Raw genomic sequence first — 16,772 nt, 5'->3', positions numbered from 1 at the left:
GGTGACCTCCTCGCGAACGCGCCAGTCCTACTCGGAGTCTCTGACTGCCATTGTGACCCGCGCCACCCCGATCCGTCGCGTCAGCTCTTCGCCCGCTGGGTGACCGCGATGCAGACGAGGACGCCCACGGCGGCGAGCGGGGCGGCCAGGGGCAGCGACTCGCCGAGCAGGAAGACCGACCAGAACAGGGTGAGCAGCGGCTGGGAGAGCTGGAGCTGGCTGGCCTTGGGGATGCCGATCTCCGCCATGCCCCGGTACCAGACGTACAGGCCGAAGAAGGTGGAACCGGCGGCGACCCACACCAGGCCGAGGATGCCGTGGGCGTTGAGGTGGACCGGCTCGATCGACAGCATGACCGCCGAGGCGACCGTCATCAGCGGCAGGCAGAGGACCAGGGCCCAGCCGATGACCTGCCAGCCCGGCATGAGCGAGGCGAGCCGGCCGCCCTCCGTGTAGCCGGCGGCGCAGACGAGCAGCGCGCCGAAGAGGTAGAGGTCGCTCGTGGACAGGGCGCCGCCGCTCTGCTGGAGCGTGAAGGCGAGCACCACGACGGCTCCGGAGACCGCGGCGAACCAGAAGGTACGGGACGGGCGGCGCCCGGTCCGGATCGCGGCGAGCGTCGCCGTGGTGAGCGGCAGCAGGCCCACGACGACGGCGGCGTGCGAGGTGGTGGAGGTCTGCAGGGCCAGCGTGGTCAGGAGCGGGAAGCCGATGACGACGCCGCCGGCGACGACGGCCAGGCCGGCCCAGTGGCGGCGCTCCGGCAGCGGCACCCGGCCGGCGAGGAGGAAGGCGCCGGCGATGAGGGCGGCGAGCGTGGAGCGGACGGCCACCAGGGACCAGGGCCCGAAGCTCTCCAGGCCCCAGACGGTCGACGGGAACGTCAGGGAGAAGGAGACCACGCCGAGGAGGGCGAGCAGGGTGCCACGGGTCCGGGAGGCGGGAGCCGTCGATCCGGAGGTCCGCTGCGCGACGGTGGCGGTGGTGGTGGCGCCGGCGACCGCGGTGGCCGGCGCGGCCGAGGTGATCGTGACCGCTATCGTGCTGGCGTTGGTAGCGCTATCCTGTGCTCTCATGCATGAGCGTAGCAGTGTCGCGGAACTGGCGGAATCCCTGAGAGCGGAGCTCAACCGCTACTCACCTGGTGGAAAGCTGCCGTCGAGTCGCGCGCTCGTCGAGCGCTATCGCGTCTCCCCGGTCACCGTCACCCGAGCCCTCGCCCAGCTCGCCGCCGAAGGCCTCGTCGTCACCCGTCCCGGCGCCGGCGCCTTCCGCGCCGAGCCGCGGGCCACCCCCGTCGCCGGCGACACCTCCTGGCAGGAGCTCGCCCTCAGCGCCGACACCGCAACCGAACTCGTCCCCCGGGCCGTCGACGCCTCCGGCGTCCTCGCCACCCTCTCCACGCCGCCGCCCGGAGTGATCGAGTTCAACGGCGGCTACCTCCACCACTCCCTCCAGCCCGAGCGGGCCCTCGCCGCCGCCCTCGCACGGGCCGGACGCCGCCCCGGCGCCTGGGGGCGACCGCCCACGGACGGCCTGCCCGAGCTGCGCGAGTGGTTCGCCCGCGAGATCGGCGGCAGCGTCACCGCCGCCGAGGTGCTGATCACCGCGGGCGGCCAGTCCGCCATCACCACCGCCCTGCGCGCCCTCGCCCCGCCCGGCACCCCCGTGCTCGTCGAGTCGCCCACCTACCCGGGCATGCTCGCCGTGGCCCGCGCCGCCGGACTCCGACCCGTCCCCGTACCGTGCGACGCCGACGGGGTCCGCCCCGATCTCCTCGAAGCCGCCTTCCGCGCCACCGGCGCCCGGGTCTTCGTCTGCCAGCCGCTCTTCCAGAACCCGACCGGCACCGCGCTCCCACCCGCCCGGCGCAAGGAGATCGTCCGCATCGCCCGCGCCGCCGGTGCCTTCGTCGTCGAGGACGACTTCGCCCGCCGGCTCGTCCACGAGGACGCGGGGCCGCTCCCCGCGACGCTCGCCGCCGAGGACCCCGACGGCGTCGTCGTCCACGTCTGCTCGCTCACCAAGCCCACCTCGCCCAATCTGCGCGTCGGCGCCCTCGCCGCCCGCGGCCCCGTCCTGGAACGCCTGCGCGCCATCCAGGTCGTCGACAGCTTCTTCGTCCCCCGCCCCCTCCAGGAGGCCGCCCTCGAACTCGTCGGCTCCCCGGCCTGGCACCGCCACCTCCGGGCCGTCTCCCACGAGCTCAGGAACCGCCGCGAGGTCATGACCGGAGCCGTCGCCCTCCACCTGCCGGAGTTCGCCCTGCCCCGCATCCCCTCGGGCGGCTACCAGCTCTGGCTGCGCCTCCCCGACGCCCTGCCCGAGGCCGCGCTCCTCGCCACGACTCTGCGCACCGGCGTCGCCGTCGCCCCCGGCCGCCCCTACTTCTGCGCCGAACCCCCCGCCGGCCACATCCGGCTGAGTTTCGCGGGTGTGGCGGGCCCCACCGAGATCGCGGAAGGGGTGCGCCGCCTGCGGACGGCGGTCGACGAGCTCGCCGTCTGAGCGGCCCCCGGTCCGGGCGAGGGCCCGGACCGGGCCGCGCCGCGACGGCCGCGCGTGGCAAATTCACCTGACACGGTCCCGCGCGGCCTGGAACCCTGCGGCCATGAACTCCGGCCCCGCCTCCGCCCCCTCCGTCGCCACCGTCATGCACGGGGCGTACGAGATCTCAGTCGACCCCGCAAGGGTCGACGCGGCCCGCGTCCACCACTGGCTCTCCACCGACGCCTACTGGGCCCTCGGCCGACCTCGGGAGAAGCAGGACGCGGCCATCGCGGGATCGCTCAACTTCGGCGCCTACGACGCGGAGACCGGGGAGATGGCGGCGTACGCGCGCGTCGTCACCGACTACGCCACCTTCGCCTGGCTCTGCGACGTCTACGTCGACCCGCGGGCCCGCGGCACCGGACTCGGCACCGCGCTCGTGGCCGCCGTCCGTGACCACCTCGCACCGCACGGCCTGCGGCGCATCATGCTCGCCACGGCCGACGCGCACGGCGTGTACGAGAAGGTCGGTTTCACGCCACTGCAGAATCCGGACAAGTGGATGGCTCTCGGGCAGCAGTGACCCGGTGCCCCTCCGGTCCCGGGAAACAACCCCTTGACCTGGGAGGCCACCGGCCTCACGATCGCGGCCATGAGTCTTCGGGTGACGCTCGTCGCGGCGGCACGCAGCTCCTCCCTGCTCGCCGAACGCTTCGACGACGACCGGCCGCTCGACGAGGCCGGCTGGTACGAGGTGCAGGTCGCCGCGCCCGCGCTCATCCCGCTCGGCGCGGCCGAACTGCGCTACTGCTCCCCGACCCCGCGCAGCCGTGCCACCGGCACCGCCCTCGGCTACGCGCCCCTGGCCCAGCCCGCGCTGCGAGAGTGCGACATGGGCCGCTGGCGCGGCCTCACCCTCGCCGAGGTCGCCGCCCTCGAACCGTCCGCCGTCGACGCCTGGCTCACCGACGCCCGCACCGCCCCGCACGGCGGGGAACCGCTCCTCGCCTTCATCACCCGGATAGGGAACTGGCTCGACACCCGCCCCGCCGAGGACTGCTCCATCGTCGCCGTCGCCGAACCCTCCGTCGTCCGGGCCGCCCTCGTGTACGCGCTGAAGGCGCCGCCCTCCACGTACTGGAACGTCGACGTCCGCCCGCTCTCCACCGTCACCCTCAGCGGCCGCCCCGGCCTCTGGCACCTCCAGCTCGACGCGGCCCTGCGCTGAACGGCGGCTCACATCCGTGACCGACGGGTATCCGGCGGGGAAGAAGGCCGCGACCGGCTAGCCTGAGAGCACGATGAACCGTTTGAGCACGTCATGGGGCGCCTTCACGCTGACCCGTTTCCCCGAGGACCCGCGCGAGCAGCTGCGTGCCTGGGACGCGGCCGACGAGTACCTCCTGGGCCATCTGGCCGAGAGCGGTACCGACCTCTCCGGCACCGTCGCCGTCCTCGGCGACCGCTGGGGAGCCCTCGCCACGGCCCTGCAGGCCGCCGGTCCCGCCGAAGTCGTCCAGATCACCGACTCGTACCTCGGCGGCCGAGCCACCCGCGCCAACCTCGCGCGCGCCGGCGCCGCCCCCGAGGCCGTCCGGCTGCTGACGACGCAGGACCCGCCGCCCGAGCGGATCGACGTGCTCCTCGTCCGCGTCCCCAAGAGCCTCGCGCTCCTGGAGGACCAGCTGCACCGGATCGCGCCCGCCGTGCACGAGGGAACCGTGATCGTCGGCGCCGGCATGGTCAAGGAGATCCACACCTCCACCCTCAAGCTCTTCGAGCGGATCCTCGGCCCCACCCGCACCTCGCTCGCGGTGAAGAAGGCCCGACTGATCCACACCACTCCCGACCCGGCCCTCACGCCGGGCCGGAACCCCTGGCCGTACTCGTACGACCTCCCGGCCGACACCCCCGCGCCCGGCCTTCCCGGACTCACCGTCACCAACCACGCCGGTGTGTTCTGCGCCGACCGCCTCGACATCGGCACCCGCTTCCTCCTCGCGAACCTCCCCGGCGGTTTCGGCCGGGCCCGGGTCGCCGACCTCGGCTGCGGCAACGGCGTCGTCGGCCTCGCCATCGCCCTGGCCGAGCCCGAGGCGGAGCTGGTCCTCGCCGACGAGTCGTACCAGGCGGTGGCCTCCGCCCGGGAGAACTTCCGCGCCCACGTGAGCGACGACCGCCAGGTCGAGTTCCTCGTCGGCGACGGGCTCAGCGACCTGCCCGCAGGCTCGTTCGACCTGGTCCTCAACAACCCGCCGTTCCACACCCACCAGGCCACCACCGACCGCACCGCCCGCCGGATGTTCACCGACGCGCGGCGCGCGCTGCGGCCGGGCGGCGAACTGTGGATCATCGGCAACCGCCACCTCGGCTACCACGTGACCCTCCGCCGCATCTTCGGGAACAGCGAACTCGTCGCGAGCGACGCCAAGTTCGTGGTCCTCCGAGCCGTGCGTCAGCCGGACCGGGAAGACAGCCGCTGAGGCGTCAGCCCCAGGTGCGGGAGCAGAGGACGAGCGGGTAGCCGTCGGGGTCGGCGACGGTGACGCCGTACTCGTCCCAGTACGGGTTGTGCGCGGGTATCCGCGTACCGCCCGCCGCGAGCAGCCGCTCGACCTGCTCCTCCTCGACGGGCGCGCCGAGGTAGACGACGAAGAGGTCCTCGACGGTCGGGGCCGGCTCCACCGGCCGCTCGGGGTCGCGCGTCAGCTCGAAGTGCCAGCCGCCGCCGGCCGGGCCGACCATGAGCAGGTCGTGCTTGCCGGGCTCCCGCGCGGTGGTGCGCCACTGCACGTCGAGGCCGAGCCCGTCGACGTAGAACCGCTCGGCGGCGGCGAGGTCCCGCGAGGGGCGGGCGATCCGTACATGGGTCCGCGCATTGACGATCATGCCGTCACATTAGGCCCGCCGAGGGTTTCGGGACCTCGGGGGTCTCCCTCCCGCTCCCCGGACAGGACCCTGACACGCAGGTCAGGGTCCTGTTCGAGTCCCGGGCCCACCCCTCCCTCACGCCAGGGTGACGAGCTCCCGGTACTCCTCGCTCCACAGGTCCTCGTCCGCCCCCGGGAGCAGGAGGACCCGCTCCGGGCGCAGCGCGTCGATGGCACCCTCGTCGTGCGTGACCATGACGATCGCGCCCGGGTAGGTGCCCACGGCCGCCAGGACCTCGTCCCGGGAGGCGGGATCCAGGTTGTTCGTGGGCTCGTCGAGGAGCAGCACGTTCGCACCGGAGTGGACCAGCGCGGCCAGTGCCAGCCGGGTCCTCTCGCCGCCGGAGAGCACCCCGGCCGGCTTGTCGGCGTCGTCACCCCGGAAGAGGAAGGCGCCGAGCACCGCCCGTACCTCGCCGTCCGTCAGGTGCGGCGCGGCCCCAGCGAGGTTCTCCCGGACCGTGCGGCCCGGGTCGAGGGTCTCGTGCTCCTGGGCGAAGTAGCCGAGGCGCAGCCCGTGCCCACGCACGACCCGTCCCGCGTCGGGCGTCTCCGCCCCGGCGAGGAGCCGTAGCAGCGTCGTCTTCCCGGCGCCGTTGTACCCGAGGACGACCAGCCTGCTGCCCCGGTCCACCGCCAGGTCCACCCCGCCGAGGACGGGACGTTCCCCGTAGGCCTTGGTGAGCGAGACGGCGCCCAGCGGCGTACGGCCGCAGGGCGCGGGCTCGGGCAGCCGGATGCGGGCGACCCGCTCGGCCTGCCGTGCGGGGTCGAGCCCCGCGAGCATGCGGTCGGCCCGGCGCGCCATGCTGCGGGCCGTCGTCGCCGTCGCCACCCGGGACTTCATGCGCTCCGCCTGCGCGTGCAGCGCGGACGCCTTGCGCTCGGCGTTGGCCCGCTCGCGCACCCGGCGCCGCTCGTCGGCCTCCCGCTGCGCGAGGTAGGCGCGCCAGCCGGTGTTGTGGACGTCGAGCGCGGCGCGCCCCGGATCGAGATGGAAGACGCGGTTGACGGTGTCGGTGAGGAGGTGGACGTCGTGGCTGATCAGCACCAGGCCGCCCCGGTGCGCGGTCAGGAAGCCGCGCAGCCAGCCGATCGAGTCGGCGTCCAGATGGTTGGTCGGCTCGTCGAGGAGCAGGGTGTCCTCCGGGCCGTGACCGGCGAAGAGGATCCGCGCCAGCTCGACCCGCCGCTTCTGCCCGCCGGACAGCCGGCCGACGGGCCGGTCCAGCACCTCGGCGGGCAGCCCGAGCCCGGCGGCGACCCGGGCCGCCTCCGCCTCGGCGGCGTACCCGCCGCCCGCCTCGAAGGCGGCCTCCGCCCGGTCGTACGCGGCGAGCGCCCGCGCGTCGGGCGCCTCGCCGAGCCGACGGGCCGCCTCGGCGAGCCGGCGGACGGCCCGGTCGAGGCCGCGCGCGGAGAGGATCCGGTCGGTGACGGACACGGTCGGGTCGGCGGCCCGCGAGTCCTGCGGGAGATGGCCGACGGAGCCGGTACGGGTCACGGTGCCGGCGGCCGGGACGCGCAGCCCGGCCAGGGTGTCGAGCAGGGTGGTCTTGCCGGCGCCGTTGCGGCCGACGAGGCCGATCCGGTCGCCCGGGGCGACGTGGAAGGAGACGCCGGACAGCAGGAGCCGGGCGCCGACGCGCACGTCGGCACCACGAACGGTGATCATGGGATAACGCTCCGAAACAGCTGAGGGACACACGGGTGGCGTGGAAGCGGGTCCGCAGCTAGGAGATTCGGGGCGTTGACATGCGTCGAGGCTAACGGAGCGGGCCGCCTCGACGCATGGGCATTTCGTCCCGCCGCACCCTCAGTCCTCGGAGAAGGCCAGGTCCAGGGCGCGCACTCGGTCCTCCCCGGTGGTGATGTCGAGGACGGCGATCCGGTCGTGCCGGAGCGCGAACGCCACCGCGGAGACCGGGACGCCGGCCGCGAAGGCGACGAGCCCGACCGACCCGTCGACCAGTGCGGGCCGCGCGGCGCCGATGTGGCTCGCGAAGGCGGCGGCCGCCTCCGCGACGGCCGGGGCGCCGTGGACCGGCCCGCGCTCGGAGTAGGCCACGACGTCCGGGGTGAGGACGGCGGCCAGCGCGCGGGCGTCACGCGCGCGTGCCGCCGCGAGGAACCGCTCCACGACCGCGCGCTGCCGGCCCGTACCGCTGTCGCCGCGCCCCGCCCCGCCGCCCCGGATCCGCTCCCGGGCTCGCCGGGCGAGCCGGGCGACCTCCACGGGGGACCCGCCGGTGACCCGCGCGGTCTCGTCCGGCGGCAGCCCGAACAGGTCGTGCAGGACGTATGCGAGGCGCTCCTCGGCCCCGAGGCCCTCAAGGACCACGAGCAGCCCGAGCCATACGGAGTCCACCCCGCCCCGGGCGCCCGGCGCCCCGGCCCCCGGCCGTCCCGAGGCGGCGCGTTCCTGGAGTCCTCGTACGCATGCCCGCACCACGTAAGCCGTCAGCCAGGCCCGTACGGCGGCCGTCCCGTCCCGCCCGAGCTCGGCCCGTGCCGCCGCGAGCGCGTCCTCGGCCTCGGCCCGCGACCCCGTCATGTGCAGGGCCACGCCCCGCAGCTGCTCCTGATCGGCGTCGAAGCGCCTGGTCAGGGCGGTGAGCAATGTGTCGTCGTGCATGGGGCCTCACTCCTCGTCGGTGCCGTCACCGCGTTGACGTGGGGGCGCCCGCCGATGTGACACCGCAGCGACTCGTTGCATAAAACTGCGGACGCACGTATAGTCATGCCATCTATGAGGAGGGTTTCGATGAAGGTACGAGCAGCGGTCGCGGGCGCGAGCGGATACGCGGGTGGAGAACTCCTGCGCCTTCTTCTCGCCCACCCCCACGTCGAGATCGGCACCCTGACGGGCCACTCCAACGCGGGCCAGAAGCTCGGTGCCCTCCAGCCCCACCTGCTTCCGCTCGCCGACCGCGTCCTCGCGCCGACCGCCGCCGAGGAGCTCGCGGGGCACGACGTCGTCTTCCTCGCGCTGCCGCACGGCCAGTCCGCCGCCGTCGCCGAGCAGCTCGGACCGGACGTCCTCGTCGTCGACATGGGCGCCGACTTCCGGCTGCGGAACCCCGCCGACTGGGAGACGTACTACGGCTCCCCGCACGCCGGGACCTGGCCCTACGGGCTTCCCGAACTCCCGGGTGCCCGCGCCGCGCTGGAAGGCTCCAAGCGCATCGCGGTGCCCGGCTGCTACCCCACCGCCGTCTCGCTCGCGCTCTTCCCGGCGTACGGAGCGGGCCTCGCCGAGCCGGAGGCCGTGATCGTCGCCGCCTCCGGGACCTCCGGCGCCGGCAAGGCCGCCAAGCCGCACCTCCTCGGCAGCGAGGTCATGGGCAGCATGTCTCCGTACGGCGTCGGCGGCGGCCACCGTCACACCCCCGAGATGATCCAGAACCTCAGCGGACCGGCGGGGGAGCGGGTCACCGTCTCCTTCACGCCCACCCTGGCCCCGATGCCCCGCGGCATCCTGGCCACGTGCACGGCCACCGCGAAGCCGGGCGTCACCGCCGAAGCCGTACGGGACGCGTACGAGAAGGCCTTCGCGGACGAGTCCTTCGTCCATCTGCTCCCCGAGGGGCAGTGGCCGGCGACGGCGTCCGTCTACGGTTCCAACGCCGTTCAGGTGCAGGTCGCGTACGACCCGGCCGCGAACCGGATCATCGCCATCAGCGCCATCGACAACCTCACCAAGGGCACGGCCGGCGGTGCGGTGCAGAGCATGAACATCGCCCTCGGCCTCCCTGAGGACACCGGACTTTCCATGATTGGAGTTGCGCCGTGAGCGTGACCGCAGCGAAGGGATTCACGGCAGCGGGCATCGCCGCCGGGATCAAGCAGAACGGCAACCCGGACCTGGCCCTCGTGGTCAACACCGGGCCCCGCCGCGCCGCCGCGGGAGTCTTCACCTCCAACCGCGTCAAGGCCGCGCCGGTCCTCTGGTCCCAGCGGGTGCTCGACGACGGGGAGCTGACCGCCGTCGTCCTCAACTCGGGCGGCGCCAACGCCTGCACCGGCCCCCAGGGCTTCCAGGACACCCACGCCACCGCCGAGAAGGTCGCCGAGGTCCTGAGCGCCAAGGGCCCGGAGGTCGGAGCCGGCGAGGTCGCCGTCGCCTCCACGGGTCTCATCGGGGTCCTGCTCCCCATGGACAAGCTCCTCCCCGGCGTCGAGAAGGCCGCGGCCGAACTCTCCGAGCACGGCGGCGAGAAGGCTGCCATCGCCATCAAGACCACCGACACCGTCCACAAGACCTCCGTGGTCACCAAGGACGGCTGGACGGTCGGCGGCATGGCCAAGGGTGCCGGCATGCTCGCCCCCGGCCTCGCGACCATGCTCGTCGTCCTCACCACCGACGCCGACGTCGACGCCAAGGGCCTGGACAGCGCGCTCCGGGGCGCCACCCGCGTCACCTTCGACCGGGTCGACTCCGACGGCTGCATGTCCACCAACGACACCGTGCTCCTCCTCGCCTCCGGCACCTCCGGCGTCAGCCCCGCGCAGGACGAGTTCACCGAGGCCGTACGGGCCGTCTGCGACGACCTGGCCCGCCAGCTCATCGGCGACGCCGAAGGCGCCAGCAAGGACATCCGCATCGAGGTGATCAACGCCGCGACCGAGGACGACGCCGTCGAGGTGGGCCGGTCCATCGCCCGGAACAACCTCCTCAAGTGCGCCATCCACGGCGAGGACCCCAACTGGGGCCGGGTGCTCTCCGCCATCGGCACCACGTCGGCGGCCTTCGACCCGGACGAGCTGAACGTCGCCATCAACGGCGTGTGGGTCTGCAGGAACGGCTCCGTCGGCGAGGACCGCGAGCTCGTCGACATGCGCTACCGCGAGGTCACCATCACCGCCGACCTCGCCGCCGGCACCGAGTCCGCCGTCATCTGGGCGAACGACCTCACCGCCGACTATGTCCACGAGAACAGCGCGTACTCGTCATGAGCAACACCGCGCGGAAGCACACCGCCCTCCCCAAGGCCCAGATCCTCATCGAAGCCCTGCCCTGGCTCACCCGCCACCACGGCAAGACCGTCGTCATCAAGTTCGGCGGCAACGCCATGATCGACGACGACCTCAAGGCCGCCTTCGCCCAGGACGTCGTCTTCCTGCGCCACGCCGGCCTCAAGCCGGTCGTGGTGCACGGCGGCGGCCCCCAGATCAGCGCCGCCCTCGACCGGCACGGCATCGTCAGCGAGTTCAAGGCGGGCCTGCGGGTCACCACCGAGGACGCCATGGACGTCGTACGGATGGTCCTCGCCGGACAGGTCCAGCGCGAGCTCGTCGGGCTGCTCAACCAGCACGGCCCGTTCGCCGTCGGGATGACCGGCGAGGACGCCCACACCATCACCGCCACCAAGCACCAGCCGGTCATCGGCGGCGAGACGGTCGACATCGGCCGGGTCGGCGAGATCACCGCCATCGACACCGGTGCCATCGAGGCGCTCCTGGAGGACGGCCGGATCCCGGTCATCTCCTCCATCGCCCGCTCCCAGGACGACGGACATGTCTACAACGTCAATGCTGATACGGCGGCTGCGGCACTCGCTGCGGCGCTGGGTGCCGAGACGCTGATGGTCCTGACCGACGTCGAGGGCCTCTACGAGGACTGGCCGAACAGCGACGAGGTCATCAGCCGGCTCACCGCGAGCCAGCTGGAGAAGCTGCTGCCCGAGCTCTCCAGCGGCATGGTCCCCAAGATGGAGGGCTGCCTGCACGCCGTACGGAACGGGGTCACCACGGCCCGCGTGATCGACGGCCGGGTCCAGCACTCGATCCTGCTGGAGATCTTCACCGACGAGGGCATCGGCACGATGGTCGTGCCGGACGGACAGGGGGACTGATGAGCAGCACCGGCAACGAGCAGCTGACCCAGCGGTGGCAGGGCTCGCTCATGAACAACTACGGCACCCCCCGGCTGCCCCTCGTCCGCGGTGAGGGCGCCAAGGTCTGGGACGCCGACGGCCGCGAGTACCTGGACTTCGTCGGCGGCATCGCGGTCAACGCCCTCGGCCACGGGCACCCGGCGATCGTCGAGGCCGTGACCCGGCAGATCCAGACCCTCGGCCATGTCTCGAACCTCTTCGTCGCCGAGCCGCCCGTCGCCCTCGCCGAGCGGCTGCTCGCCCTCTTCGGCCGGCCCGGAAAGGTCTTCTTCTGCAACTCGGGCGCCGAGGCCGTCGAAGGAGCCTTCAAGATCGGCCGGCTGACCGGCCGCTCCCACATGGTCGCCACCGAGGGCGGCTTCCACGGCCGGACCATGGGCTCCCTCGCCCTCACCGGCCAGCCCGCAAAGCAGACCCCGTTCCTGCCGCTCCCCGGTGACGTCACCCACGTCCCGTACGGCGACGTCGAGGCGCTGCGCGCCGCGGTGACCGAGGAGACGGCCCTCGTCGTCATCGAGCCGATCCAGGGCGAGAACGGCGTCGTCGTCCCGCCCCCCGGCTACCTCAAGGCCGCCCGGGAGATCACCCGCGCCACCGGCACCCTCCTCGTCCTCGACGAGGTCCAGACCGGCATCGGCCGCTGCGGCCACTGGTTCGAGTACCAGGCCCACGAAGGCGTCGAGCCGGATGTCGTGACCCTCGCCAAGGGTCTCGGCGGCGGACTGCCGATCGGTGCGACCGTCGCCTTCGGCCCGGCCGCGGAGCTCTTCGGCCCCGGCCACCACGGCACCACCTTCGGCGGGAACCCGGTCGCCTGCGCCGCCGGACTCGCCGTCCTGGACACCCTCGGGGCCGACGCGGCCCTCGATCACGTCAAGGCGGTGGGGGAGCGGCTGCGCCAGGGAATCGAGGGTCTCGGTCACCCGCTGGTCTCCCACGTCCGTGGTGCGGGCCTTCTGCTGGGTATCGTGCTCACCGGGCCCCTCGCACCCCAGGTGCAGCAGGCGGCCCAGGACGCCGGCCTCCTGGTGAACGCGCCCGCCCCCGATGTCATCAGGATCATGCCTCCGCTGGTCCTCACCGACGCCGAGGCGGACGCCTTCGTCCAGGCCCTCCCCGGGGTCCTCGACGTGGCGAACGGGCAAGGACGAACCGGAGAATGAGACGACGATGACCGACGCGCAGGAGAACGAGCACGGCGGGCCGTCCGTTCCGCAGACCCGCACCGCACGCCACCGCAGGATCGTCGACATCCTCAACCGCCAGCCTGTGCGCTCGCAGAGCCAGCTCGCCAAGCTCCTCGCGGACGACGGGCTGAGCGTCACTCAGGCGACGCTCTCCCGCGACCTCGACGAGCTCGGCGCGGTGAAGATCCGCAACACCGGTGGAGAGCTGATCTACGCGGTGCCCAGCGAGGGCGGCTTCCGTACCCCGCAGGCCCCGCTCGGCGAGTCCGCCAAGGAGGAGCGCATGCGGCGCCTCTCCGGCGAACTGCTGATCTCCGCCGAGGCCTCCGCCAACCTGGTGGTCCTGCGGACCCCGCCGGGCGCGGCGCAGTTCCTCGCGTCCGCCATCGACCAGGCCGAACTCCACGCGATCCTCGGCACGATCGCGGGTGACGACACGCTCCTGCTGATCAGCCGTGACCCGACGGGCGGCCAGGCGCTCGCCGACCACCTGCTGCGCCTGGCGCAGAAGGACCGCTGACCTGACGTATCACGGGGTCAGTACCGGGTGATCGCCGTCGGACCGCTCCGCGTGCCGACGGCGATGTGCGGCCGGCGCGCGGGATCCGCCCAGGCGAGGACCGCGCGCATGGCGTCGGCCGGCACGGAGACGCAACCGGCCGTCGCCCCACGACCGTTGACGTGGAGAAAGATCCCGGCTCCGCGCCCGCGCACCGGACGGTCGTAGTTGAAGCCGATGACGAGCGCGTGCGCGTACTGCGTGCCGTACGAGACGAGGTGCTCGGCCTCGGTGGCCCGGCAGTCCCGGGGCAGGCCCTCGACCCGGCGGTTGTACGCGCGTGAGTCGTTGTCCTGGCACCACCAGGAGCGCTCGGTCACCCGGACGTACGGGAAGCGGGTCCCGGCAGGCCGGGCCCGCACCCCGAAGGCGTACGGAAGCCGGTAGAGCCCGGTCGGCGTGGTGTTCGTGCCCTGCCGCCGCCGCGCCCCCTCGACGAGCCCCTGGGCGCCGAAGCGCGCGGGAGCGGATCCGGCCTTCACCCACCGCCCACCGCGCCGGTCCCACCAGGTGAGCGTTCCCGTGGTGGCACCCGTGCGGGCGGCCTCGGCCGTGATCAGCTGCGAGCCCCCGCCGGTGTCCGCCATCCGCGCGGGCAGCGGCGCGGGTACGGGTACGGGTACGGCGCCCAGGGAGAGCAGGGCGGCACCGAGGACGAGCAGGACGCGCATGGGTGCGACGCTAGGCCGGAGCCGGCGGCGGCGCCCCTCGTGCGCGGCTGTTCGGCGGCGGCGCCCCTCGTGCGCGGCTGTTCGGCGGCGGCCGTTCAGCCCTGGTCGGCCCCGCGCCGACGGGCGATCCCGAGCACCCGTCGGACCCATGAACGCGGCTGGGGGACAGGTGCGTCCACCGGCACGCCGACGGGTACCGGGGGTGGTGCCGGTGGCGGGGTACCGGCCAGAAGGTGGTCGTCCCAGGGGGCCAGTGCCTTCAGGGTCTCGCGGACGACCCGGGGCGAACTGTCGTCGAGCAGCGGTACGAGCCGCGGGAACCGGACGGCGTCGAGCAGCCGCAGCCCCACCACGGCACCGGCCCGCACCCGGGGCAGCTCGTGCCCGGTCAGGGACCAGAGCACCGGCGCGTCCGCGACCCGGTCGCCGCATTCGGCGAGACCCACCGGAGCGAAGAAGGGCGTCGGGTCCCCGGCCGCGCAGGCGGCCCGGTAGAGCGGCAGCGGATCCGTGCCCGCCTGCCGCAGGGTCCAGCGGGCGCAGGCCCGGACGAGCGCGGAGCGGTCGTAGAGGAACGGCTCGGCCTCGGCGGCCCGCCCGGCCCGGCGCAGCGCCGTCACGCCCGCCGCCCGCACGCGGCCGCTCCGGGAGCCCAGCAAGGGTGCGAGGACCGTTTCGTCGACGGTGTCGCCCGCGGCGGTGATCGCCGCGCTCGCGCACATGTCCTGGACGACCACGTCGAGGTGGGTGGCGGCGATCGTGGCGAGCCGGGCGGGAGAGAGCAGGTCGCGCTCGACGGCGATCCGGTGCGCGAGCCGCCGAAGCTCCCGTTCCTCGCTGGTGAGCAGCGGGGCCAGGTGCGCCTCGGGAACCTCGCGGAGTCGCGCGGTCAGCAGTTCGCGCGCGGCCTCTCCGCGCAGCCGCCGGCCCTCCCGGAGGACGACGGAGGCCACGGAGGCGAGCGCCTCGGGCGCGAGACCCGGCAGCTGCGCGCACAGCAGGGCCCGGGCCCGGTCCCGTACGGGCTCGGCCCAGTCGGCGCACCGGACCACGACCAGGGGGAGGAGCGCGGGGGTGTGGGCCGCATACGGAAGGGCGGCCTCCCGGGCCCGGCCGTCGGGGTCGCACAGGGCGAGGGCCAGTTCGAGGACGGTCGGCTGTCGGGGCGGCGTGGCGGACAGCCACTCACCGGGCGCCGGGACGAGGCCGCCCCACCGGACCAGACCCCGGATCTGCCCGTCCAGTTCGGCCCACGCGCCGGGGTCGGCCCCCACCAGGGCCTGGGCGAGACGTTCGGTGACGTCCTCGTACACGCTGCTCGACATGACCGGAGCCTAGGTCGGGGGGTCTCAGGGACGCGCCTGAATTATCGGGATCACCGGGCGGGTGCCGGCCCGCCGGCCACCAGATTGACAAAACATACGGTGCATCGCATAGTTATGCCTACCAGAGGGCGAGCGATGGCCGCCCGGCGCGACCCGCACACGTACACCCACCCTCCTGAGGAGCAGCAGTGAGCAGCAACAACGGTGACGTCCGGCTCTGGGGCGGCCGGTTCGCCGACGGCCCCGCCGAGGCCCTCGCGAAGCTGTCCGCGTCGGTCCACTTCGACTGGCGTCTCGCGCCGTACGACATCGCCGGCTCCCGCGCCCACGCGCGTGTGCTGCACAAGGCGGGCCTGCTCACCGAGGACGAGCTGACCCGCATGCTCGCGGGCCTCGACCAGCTGGAGGGCGACGTCGCCGACGGCTCCTTCGTCGGCACCATCGCCGACGAGGACGTCCACACCGCCCTGGAGCGCGGCCTCCTGGAGCGGCTCGGCCCGGACCTCGGCGGCAAGCTGCGCGCCGGCCGGTCCCGGAACGACCAGGTCGCCACCCTCTTCCGGATGTACCTCCGGGACCACGCCCGCATCATCGGCGGCCTCATCGCCGAGCTCCAGGACGCCCTCGTCGGCCTCGCCGAGGCGCACGCGGACGTCGCCATGCCGGGCCGTACGCACCTCCAGCACGCGCAGCCGGTGCTCTTCGCCCACCACGTCCTGGCCCACGCCCAGTCCCTCTCCCGGGACGCCGAGCGGCTGCGGCAGTGGGACACCCGGACGGCCGTCTCCCCGTACGGCTCCGGCGCCCTCGCGGGCTCCTCGCTGGGACTCGACCCGGAGGCGGTCGCCAAGGACCTCGGCTTCGAGCGCGGCTCGGTCGGCAACTCGATCGACGGCACGGCCTCCCGTGACTTCGTGGCGGAGTTCGCCTTCATCACGGCGATGATCGGGGTGAACCTCTCCCGGATCGCGGAGGAGATCATCATCTGGAACACGAAGGAGTTCTCCTTCGTGACCCTGCACGACGCCTTCTCCACCGGCTCGTCGATCATGCCGCAGAAGAAGAACCCGGACATCGCCGAGCTGGCGCGGGGCAAGTCGGGCCGGCTCATCGGTAACCTGACGGGCCTGCTCGCCACCCTCAAGGCCCTCCCGCTCGCGTACAACCGCGACCTCCAGGAGGACAAGGAGCCGGTCTTCGACTCCTGCGACCAGCTGGAGGTCCTGCTGCCGGCCTTCACCGGCATGATGGCCACGCTCACCGTCAACCGCGAGCGCATGGAGGAGCTGGCCCCCGCGGGCTTCTCCCTCGCGACGGACATCGCGGAGTGGCTGGTCAAGCAGGGCGTGCCGTTCCGGGTGGCGCACGAGGTCGCCGGCGAGTGCGTGAAGGTCGCCGAGTCCGAGGGCAAGGAGCTCGACGAGCTCACGGACGAGCAGTTCGCCAAGATCTCCGAGCACCTCACCCCCGAGGTCCGCACGGTCCTCAACGTCCCCGGCGCCCTCGCCTCCCGCGACGGCCGCGGCGGCACCGCCCCCTCGGCGGTCGCCACCCAGCTCGTCGAGGTCAAGGCGGACCTGGTGATCCAGCACGCCTGGGCCACCGCCAAGCAGAAGTAGCCCGCAGAGCCCCCGCTCAGCCGTCACAGCGCCGCCGCCCGCCCCGGGCGGCGGCGCTGTCGTCGTCTCCCCGCGTATCGGGCCTTCCGGAAAT

At 73.5% G+C, this 16,772-nt stretch carries 16 protein-coding genes; 10 read left to right on the top strand and 6 right to left on the bottom strand.

What is annotated here, in order from left to right; translation table 11 throughout:
• Window positions 1-80: 80 nt before the first annotated feature.
• Entirely contained in the window at window positions 81-1,076 is a 996-nt protein-coding gene (locus SGA01_RS24835) for a DMT family transporter (RefSeq protein ID WP_141298606.1), read from the bottom strand.
• Between SGA01_RS24835 and SGA01_RS24830 the strand changes: the two genes are divergently transcribed.
• The 4 genes from SGA01_RS24830 to SGA01_RS24815 all read left to right on the top strand — a co-directional run bounded on the left by SGA01_RS24830 (window position 1,075) and on the right by SGA01_RS24815 (window position 4,973).
• Entirely contained in the window at window positions 1,075-2,508 is a 1,434-nt protein-coding gene (locus tag SGA01_RS24830; protein ID WP_141298604.1) for an aminotransferase-like domain-containing protein, read from the top strand. The two genes, SGA01_RS24835 and SGA01_RS24830, sit on opposite strands and share 2 nt — an antisense overlap.
• 103 nt (window positions 2,509-2,611) lie before the next feature.
• Window positions 2,612-3,073: a GNAT family N-acetyltransferase gene (locus tag SGA01_RS24825; protein WP_229918031.1), complete on the top strand. Its 462-nt coding sequence runs from the start codon at window positions 2,612-2,614 to the stop codon at window positions 3,071-3,073.
• A 69-nt stretch (window positions 3,074-3,142) separates the two neighbouring features.
• Window positions 3,143-3,718 carry a histidine phosphatase family protein gene (locus tag SGA01_RS24820; RefSeq protein ID WP_055646433.1) on the top strand — a complete coding sequence of 192 codons (576 nt, stop codon included), beginning with the start codon at window positions 3,143-3,145 and terminating at the stop codon, window positions 3,716-3,718.
• Between the two features lie 73 nt (window positions 3,719-3,791).
• On the top strand, window positions 3,792-4,973 hold the full coding sequence (locus SGA01_RS24815; protein WP_141298602.1) for a methyltransferase: 1,182 nt from the start codon (window positions 3,792-3,794) through the stop codon (window positions 4,971-4,973).
• A gap of 4 nt (window positions 4,974-4,977) precedes the next feature.
• Here SGA01_RS24815 and SGA01_RS24810 read toward each other — a convergent pair whose 3' ends face one another.
• From SGA01_RS24810 to SGA01_RS24800, 3 genes are all read right to left on the bottom strand, one after another.
• Window positions 4,978-5,379 (bottom strand): VOC family protein, encoded by a 402-nt coding sequence (locus tag SGA01_RS24810; RefSeq protein WP_141298600.1) that lies wholly within the window; start codon window positions 5,377-5,379, stop codon window positions 4,978-4,980.
• Between the two features lie 117 nt (window positions 5,380-5,496).
• Window positions 5,497-7,095, bottom strand: coding sequence for an ABC-F family ATP-binding cassette domain-containing protein (locus SGA01_RS24805; protein WP_174867458.1), 1,599 nt, complete (start codon window positions 7,093-7,095; stop codon window positions 5,497-5,499).
• A gap of 141 nt (window positions 7,096-7,236) precedes the next feature.
• Window positions 7,237-8,055, bottom strand: a complete 819-nt coding sequence (locus SGA01_RS24800) for a sigma factor-like helix-turn-helix DNA-binding protein (protein WP_141298598.1) — start codon at window positions 8,053-8,055, stop codon at window positions 7,237-7,239.
• A gap of 129 nt (window positions 8,056-8,184) precedes the next feature.
• On the opposite strand from SGA01_RS24800, the gene argC reads away from it, so the two are divergent.
• The 5 genes from argC to SGA01_RS24775 are packed head-to-tail and all read left to right on the top strand — an operon-like array spanning window position 8,185 to window position 13,024.
• Complete coding sequence (gene argC / locus SGA01_RS24795) at window positions 8,185-9,213, top strand: N-acetyl-gamma-glutamyl-phosphate reductase (RefSeq protein WP_141298596.1); 1,029 nt, start codon at window positions 8,185-8,187, stop codon at window positions 9,211-9,213.
• Window positions 9,210-10,376: a bifunctional glutamate N-acetyltransferase/amino-acid acetyltransferase ArgJ gene (gene argJ / locus SGA01_RS24790; protein WP_141298594.1), complete on the top strand. Its 1,167-nt coding sequence runs from the start codon at window positions 9,210-9,212 to the stop codon at window positions 10,374-10,376. The genes argC and argJ overlap by 4 nt, the downstream gene beginning before the upstream one ends.
• Window positions 10,373-11,275: an acetylglutamate kinase gene (argB, locus tag SGA01_RS24785; RefSeq protein WP_141298592.1), complete on the top strand. Its 903-nt coding sequence runs from the start codon at window positions 10,373-10,375 to the stop codon at window positions 11,273-11,275. Before argJ ends, argB begins: the two co-directional genes overlap by 4 nt.
• Window positions 11,275-12,480: an acetylornithine transaminase gene (locus tag SGA01_RS24780; RefSeq protein WP_141298590.1), complete on the top strand. Its 1,206-nt coding sequence runs from the start codon at window positions 11,275-11,277 to the stop codon at window positions 12,478-12,480. Before argB ends, SGA01_RS24780 begins: the two co-directional genes overlap by 1 nt.
• 7 nt (window positions 12,481-12,487) lie before the next feature.
• On the top strand, window positions 12,488-13,024 hold the full coding sequence (locus tag SGA01_RS24775; RefSeq protein ID WP_141298588.1) for an arginine repressor: 537 nt from the start codon (window positions 12,488-12,490) through the stop codon (window positions 13,022-13,024).
• A gap of 17 nt (window positions 13,025-13,041) precedes the next feature.
• Here the strand turns inward: SGA01_RS24775 and SGA01_RS24770 are convergent, their stop codons facing one another.
• Window positions 13,042-13,734, bottom strand: coding sequence for a L,D-transpeptidase family protein (locus SGA01_RS24770; RefSeq protein WP_141298586.1), 693 nt, complete (start codon window positions 13,732-13,734; stop codon window positions 13,042-13,044).
• A 95-nt stretch (window positions 13,735-13,829) separates the two neighbouring features.
• The gene (locus tag SGA01_RS24765; protein ID WP_141298584.1) at window positions 13,830-15,059 is read right to left on the bottom strand and encodes a hypothetical protein; all 1,230 of its coding nucleotides are present in this window, start codon (window positions 15,057-15,059) and stop codon (window positions 13,830-13,832) included.
• 188 nt (window positions 15,060-15,247) lie between these two features.
• On the opposite strand from SGA01_RS24765, the gene argH reads away from it, so the two are divergent.
• On the top strand, window positions 15,248-16,678 hold the full coding sequence (gene argH / locus SGA01_RS24760; RefSeq protein WP_141298583.1) for an argininosuccinate lyase: 1,431 nt from the start codon (window positions 15,248-15,250) through the stop codon (window positions 16,676-16,678).
• Window positions 16,679-16,772 lie beyond the last annotated feature (94 nt).

It is taken from the genome of Streptomyces gardneri, assembly GCF_006539185.1.
In the GTDB taxonomy this organism is placed as follows: Bacteria; Actinomycetota; Actinomycetes; order Streptomycetales; family Streptomycetaceae; genus Streptomyces; species Streptomyces gardneri.
The sequence above is the reverse complement of the archived record's forward strand: the minus strand, read 5'-3'. Positions and strand labels throughout refer to the sequence as shown.

Coding starts and splice junctions, on each gene's coding strand:
- SGA01_RS24830 (WP_141298604.1), top strand. CDS start 1,075: ATGCATGAGCGTAGCAGTGTCGCGGAACTGGCGGAATCCCTGAGAGCG.
- SGA01_RS24835 (WP_141298606.1), bottom strand. CDS start 1,076: ATGAGAGCACAGGATAGCGCTACCAACGCCAGCACGATAGCGGTCACG.
- SGA01_RS24825 (WP_229918031.1), top strand. CDS start 2,612: ATGAACTCCGGCCCCGCCTCCGCCCCCTCCGTCGCCACCGTCATGCAC.
- SGA01_RS24820 (WP_055646433.1), top strand. CDS start 3,143: ATGAGTCTTCGGGTGACGCTCGTCGCGGCGGCACGCAGCTCCTCCCTG.
- SGA01_RS24815 (WP_141298602.1), top strand. CDS start 3,792: ATGAACCGTTTGAGCACGTCATGGGGCGCCTTCACGCTGACCCGTTTC.
- SGA01_RS24810 (WP_141298600.1), bottom strand. CDS start 5,379: ATGATCGTCAATGCGCGGACCCATGTACGGATCGCCCGCCCCTCGCGG.
- SGA01_RS24805 (WP_174867458.1), bottom strand. CDS start 7,095: ATGATCACCGTTCGTGGTGCCGACGTGCGCGTCGGCGCCCGGCTCCTG.
- SGA01_RS24800 (WP_141298598.1), bottom strand. CDS start 8,055: ATGCACGACGACACATTGCTCACCGCCCTGACCAGGCGCTTCGACGCC.
- argC (WP_141298596.1), top strand. CDS start 8,185: ATGAAGGTACGAGCAGCGGTCGCGGGCGCGAGCGGATACGCGGGTGGA.
- argB (WP_141298592.1), top strand. CDS start 10,373: ATGAGCAACACCGCGCGGAAGCACACCGCCCTCCCCAAGGCCCAGATC.
- SGA01_RS24780 (WP_141298590.1), top strand. CDS start 11,275: ATGAGCAGCACCGGCAACGAGCAGCTGACCCAGCGGTGGCAGGGCTCG.
- SGA01_RS24775 (WP_141298588.1), top strand. CDS start 12,488: ATGACCGACGCGCAGGAGAACGAGCACGGCGGGCCGTCCGTTCCGCAG.
- SGA01_RS24770 (WP_141298586.1), bottom strand. CDS start 13,734: ATGCGCGTCCTGCTCGTCCTCGGTGCCGCCCTGCTCTCCCTGGGCGCC.
- SGA01_RS24765 (WP_141298584.1), bottom strand. CDS start 15,059: ATGTCGAGCAGCGTGTACGAGGACGTCACCGAACGTCTCGCCCAGGCC.